The organism is Stenotrophomonas sp. STEN087 (assembly GCF_056759115.1).
Window position 1 is genome coordinate 1 of record NZ_JBRRCR010000154.1, and the last position, 4,163, is coordinate 4,163.

Sequence of the window (4,163 nt, forward strand, 5' to 3'; positions counted from 1 at the left end):
CCGCCCCCCCCCCCCCCCCCCCCCCCCCCCCCCCTTTCGCAACTGCACCCGCCGGCGCGGGGCCGGGCCCGCCCCCCCGGGGGGCCCCGCCGGCCCAGCCCCGGCGGAAATGCATCCGGCACCGCGCCAGCCACGCATGGCGTGGCTCTACTGGGTTGTACCGCGCCATCCACGCATGGCGTGGCTCTACCGGGTTGCAGACGCGTGGCATGGCTCTACCGGGTTGCAGTAGAGCCACGCCATGCGTGGATGCCTGTCAGCGGGCCAGCCAGCGGCGGGCCATGCGCTGCATCGATTCGTCCGAGGCCGGGTCTGCGGCGACCTCGGCGACCGGGCGCCAGGCCAGGTCCAGCGATTCCTCGCTGAGCACGAAGTCTTCGCCACCCACGGCACGGATCACGAAACGCACGTCGTAGTGCCAGTGGCCCGGTACATCCTTGCGCTCGGGAATCCAGTGCTTGTCCAGGTCGAAGATCGCCGGGTCGTCCAGCACCAGGCCGGTCAGGCCGGATTCCTCTTCCCCTTCCTTCAGCGCCACCCGGGCCAGGTCGCGGTCGCCATCGGCGTGGCCGCCCAGCTGCAGCCAGCGCTGCAGTTTGCGGTGGTGGGTCAGCAGCAGGCGCTGGCCATCGGCACTGACCAGCCAGCAGCTGGCCGTGAAGTGCCCGGCCAGACGTTCACGACAGAAAGGATCTTCTGCATCGTCGATCAATGTGCCGAATTCGGCAGCCAGCGCGTCGTGGGTTGGCTCCCGGCGGGCGTAGTCCTGCAGCAGCCCGCGCAGGTGATCGTCAAGCGCGGCAAGGGATTCGGCGGATTGGTCCATGAATGCGGGGAGATCGGAAAAATACTGCTCATTATCGCCGTTCATTGTTGCGATTGCGCTTGTGCGGTGGCTTCAGCTTTGGCTAAGGTACAGCGGGCCGTTCGCACGGCCTTCACCATTCCAGGCCGCCGGCAACGCATCGGCGGCCCCAATCCGATCATCAGGAAAGTTCTGCATGCTGAAAGCACTGTTGAGGGTCAAGCCGGTCCAGCCGGCCGGGCACGTCGATGCTGGCGAACCCATCGAAGGCAGCCTGGACGGCGAAGCCACGTTGAAACGGACCCTCACGGCGAAACACCTCATCATGCTCGGCATTGGTGCGGTGATCGGCGCAGGCATCTTCGTGCTGACCGGCCAGGCCGCGGCCAACCATGCCGGCCCGGCGGTCATGCTCTCGTTCGTCATCGCCGGCTTCGCCTGCGCGCTGGCCGGCCTGTGCTACGCCGAGTTCGCGGCGATGATGCCGGTCTCCGGCAGCGCCTACTCCTACTCCTACGCCACCCTCGGCGAAGGCATGGCCTGGTTCATCGGCTGGTGCCTGGTGCTGGAGTACCTGTTCGCCTCGGCCTCGGTCGCGGTGGGCTGGTCGGCCTACCTGATCAGCTTCCTCACGAGCACGCTGAACATGCCGTTCCCGGATACGCTCAGCGCAGCGCCGATCGCCTGGACCGGCAGCGAGTTCGTCGCCTCCGGCAAGCTGTTCAACCTGCCGGCGGTGCTGATCATCGCGGCGGTGTCGGGCCTGCTGTATGTCGGTGTGACCCAGTCGGCCTTCGTCAACGCGATCATCGTGGCCATCAAGGTCACTGTCATCTGCCTGTTCATCGGCATCGGCGCGGCGCACATCGATCCGGGCAACTGGCAGCCCTTCATCCCTGAAAACACCGGTCCGGGCGAGTTCGGCTGGAGCGGCATCTTCCGCGCCGCGACCATCGTGTTCTTCGCCTACATCGGCTTCGACGCGGTCTCCACCGCCGCCGGCGAAACCAAGGACCCGCAGCGCAACATGCCGATCGGCCTGCTCGGCTCGCTGGCCGTGTGCACCATCGTCTACATCATCGTCTGCGCGGTGCTGACCGGCATGATGCCGTACCACCTGCTGGGCACCGACAAGCCGGTGGCCACCGCGCTGGAAGGCTACCCGCAGCTGGCCTGGCTGAAGACCGCGGTCGAGATCGGCGCCATCGCCGGCCTGTCCTCGGTGATCCTGGTGATGATGATGGGCCAGACCCGCATCGCCTACACGATCTCGCGCGACGGCCTGCTGCCGAAGTTCTTCGGCAAGGTCCACGCCCGCTTCCGCACCCCGTACTGGGCCACGATCGTGGTCGGCGTGATTGCCGCGGCGCTGGCCGGCCTGGTACCGCTGAACGTGCTGGGTGAACTGGTCTCGATGGGCACCCTGCTGGCCTTCGCCACCGTCTGCATCGGCGTGCTGGTCCTGCGCTACAGCAAGCCGGACCTGCACCGCCCGTTCCGCGTGCCGGCCGTCTGGATCATCTGCCCGCTGGGCGCAGCCACCTGTCTGTTCCTGTTCTGGCAGGCGTTCGTGGTGCATTGGCACCTGTTCGTGGGCTGGACCGTGCTGGGCCTGCTGATCTACCTCGGCTACGGCATTCGCAACAGCAAGCTGGCCAAGTCCTCCTGATGTGCCTACGGGCCGGCCCCTGCGCCGGCCCGTCCGTTTCTCCCCGCGCGCCGGCAGCGGCGCGCTTCGAAAAGATCGACATCCATGTTCAAGCAACTGTGGGCCACCAAGCACCCGCATGCCGCCCATGAAGACGCCAACGGCCTGAGCCTGCGCCGCCACCTCGGCCCGTGGGGCCTGACCGCCCTGGGCATCGGCGCGGTGATCGGCGGCGGCATCTTCGTCATCACCGGCCAGGCTGCGGCCAACCACGCCGGCCCGGCCATCATGCTGTCCTTCGTGCTGGCGGCCATCTGCTGCGCCTTCTGCGCGCTGGCCTACGCCGAGTTCGCCTCGATGGTGCCGGTCTCCGGCAGCGCCTACACCTACACCTACGCCACCTTCGGCGAGCTCTCGGCCTGGTTCATCGGTTGGATGCTGGTGCTGGAGTACGGCGTCTCGGCCTCGGCGGTGGCGGTCAGCTGGACCGGCTACTTCCTCAGCCTGCTCAGCCAGTTCGACATCCATCTGCCCGCATCACTGGTCAGCGCGCCACTGGATGCGCAGCTGCGCCCGACCGGCGCCATCGCCAACCTGCCCGCGGCCGGCCTGGTGCTGCTGCTGACCTGGCTGTGCTACGTCGGCATCAGCAAGTCCTCGGCGATGAACATGGCGATGGTCGTGCTGAAGACCGGCCTGATCATTCTTGTCATCGTGGTCGGCTGGAAGTACGTGGACACCAGCAACTGGACCCCGTTCATTCCGGCCAACGAAGGCCCCGGCAAGTACGGCATGGAAGGCGTGCTGCGCGGCGCGGCGATGGTGTTCTTCGCCTACATCGGCTTCGAGGCGGTGTCGGTGGCGGCGCAGGAATCGAAGAACCCGCAGCGCGACATGCCCTTCGGCATGATGGTGTCGCTGGTGATCTGCACGGTGCTGTACATCGCCATGGCGGCGGTGATGACCGGCCTGGTGCCCTATCCGCTGCTGGGCACCGACGAGCCGGTGGTGACCGCCGTGGCCGCGCACCCGCAGCTGGGCTGGCTACGCTGGGTGGTCGAAGTCGGCGCCCTGATCGGCCTGTCCTCGGTGGTGCTGGTGATGATCATCGGCCAGCCGCGCATCTTCATGATCATGGGCCGCGACGGCCTGCTGCCGCCGGTGTTCACCAAGATCCACCCGAAGTACCGCACCCCGCACATCAATACGGTCATCACCGGCATCGGCATCGCCCTGCTGGCGGCGCTGTTCCCGCTGGACATCCTGGGCGAACTGACCTCGATGGGCACGCTGATCGCGTTCACGGCGGTGTGCGCGGGCGTGCTGATCCTGCGCCGCACGCAGCCGGACCTGCCGCGTCCGTTCCGCATGCCGATGGCGTGGCTGATCTGCAGCCTGGGCGTGCTGAGCTGCCTGGCGCTGCTGTCGGCGATGACGCTGCACAACTGGATGCTGATGGGCGTGTGGACGGTGGTCGGGTTCGTGATCTATTTCGGTTACGGGTTCAGGCACAGCCGCCTGCGGGGTCAGTAACGGGTTTTTGTAGTGCAGGGCCTGCGGCCCTGCACCCGCTGGAGCTGGAGCAACTTCCAGAGCAACGGCTGGGTTGAGGGTTTGGCGGGGGGGGGCGGGGTGGGGGGGGGGGGGGGCGGGGGGCGCCCCGGCCGCGGTGGGCCCGGCGGCGCGAGCCCGCGCCCCCCCCGCCCGCAC

At 67.8% G+C, this 4,163-nt stretch carries 3 protein-coding genes; 2 read left to right on the forward strand and 1 reads right to left on the reverse strand.

Features of this window, described 5'->3' with window-relative positions:
• Positions 1–256 precede the first annotated feature (256 nt).
• Positions 257–826: an NUDIX hydrolase gene (locus ACVOK1_RS20270; RefSeq protein ID WP_481563076.1), complete on the reverse strand. Its 570-nt coding sequence runs from the start codon at positions 824–826 to the stop codon at positions 257–259.
• A 175-nt stretch (positions 827–1,001) separates the two neighbouring features.
• On the opposite strand from ACVOK1_RS20270, the gene ACVOK1_RS20275 reads away from it, so the two are divergent.
• Together ACVOK1_RS20275 and ACVOK1_RS20280 are read left to right on the forward strand one after the other, a co-directional pair.
• A complete protein-coding gene (locus tag ACVOK1_RS20275) occupies positions 1,002–2,474 on the forward strand; it encodes an amino acid permease (protein WP_481563077.1) in 1,473 nt (490 codons plus the stop codon).
• Between the two features lie 84 nt (positions 2,475–2,558).
• Complete coding sequence (locus tag ACVOK1_RS20280; protein ID WP_481563078.1) at positions 2,559–3,986, forward strand: amino acid permease; 1,428 nt, start codon at positions 2,559–2,561, stop codon at positions 3,984–3,986.
• The last annotated feature ends 177 nt before the right edge of the window (positions 3,987–4,163 follow it).

Bases quoted from the DNA above. Each gene is read 5' to 3' on its own strand.
- ACVOK1_RS20270 (WP_481563076.1), bottom strand. From the start codon at position 826: ATGGACCAATCCGCCGAATCCCTTGCCGCGCTTGACGATCACCTGCGC.
- ACVOK1_RS20275 (WP_481563077.1), top strand. From the start codon at position 1,002: ATGCTGAAAGCACTGTTGAGGGTCAAGCCGGTCCAGCCGGCCGGGCAC.
- ACVOK1_RS20280 (WP_481563078.1), top strand. From the start codon at position 2,559: ATGTTCAAGCAACTGTGGGCCACCAAGCACCCGCATGCCGCCCATGAA.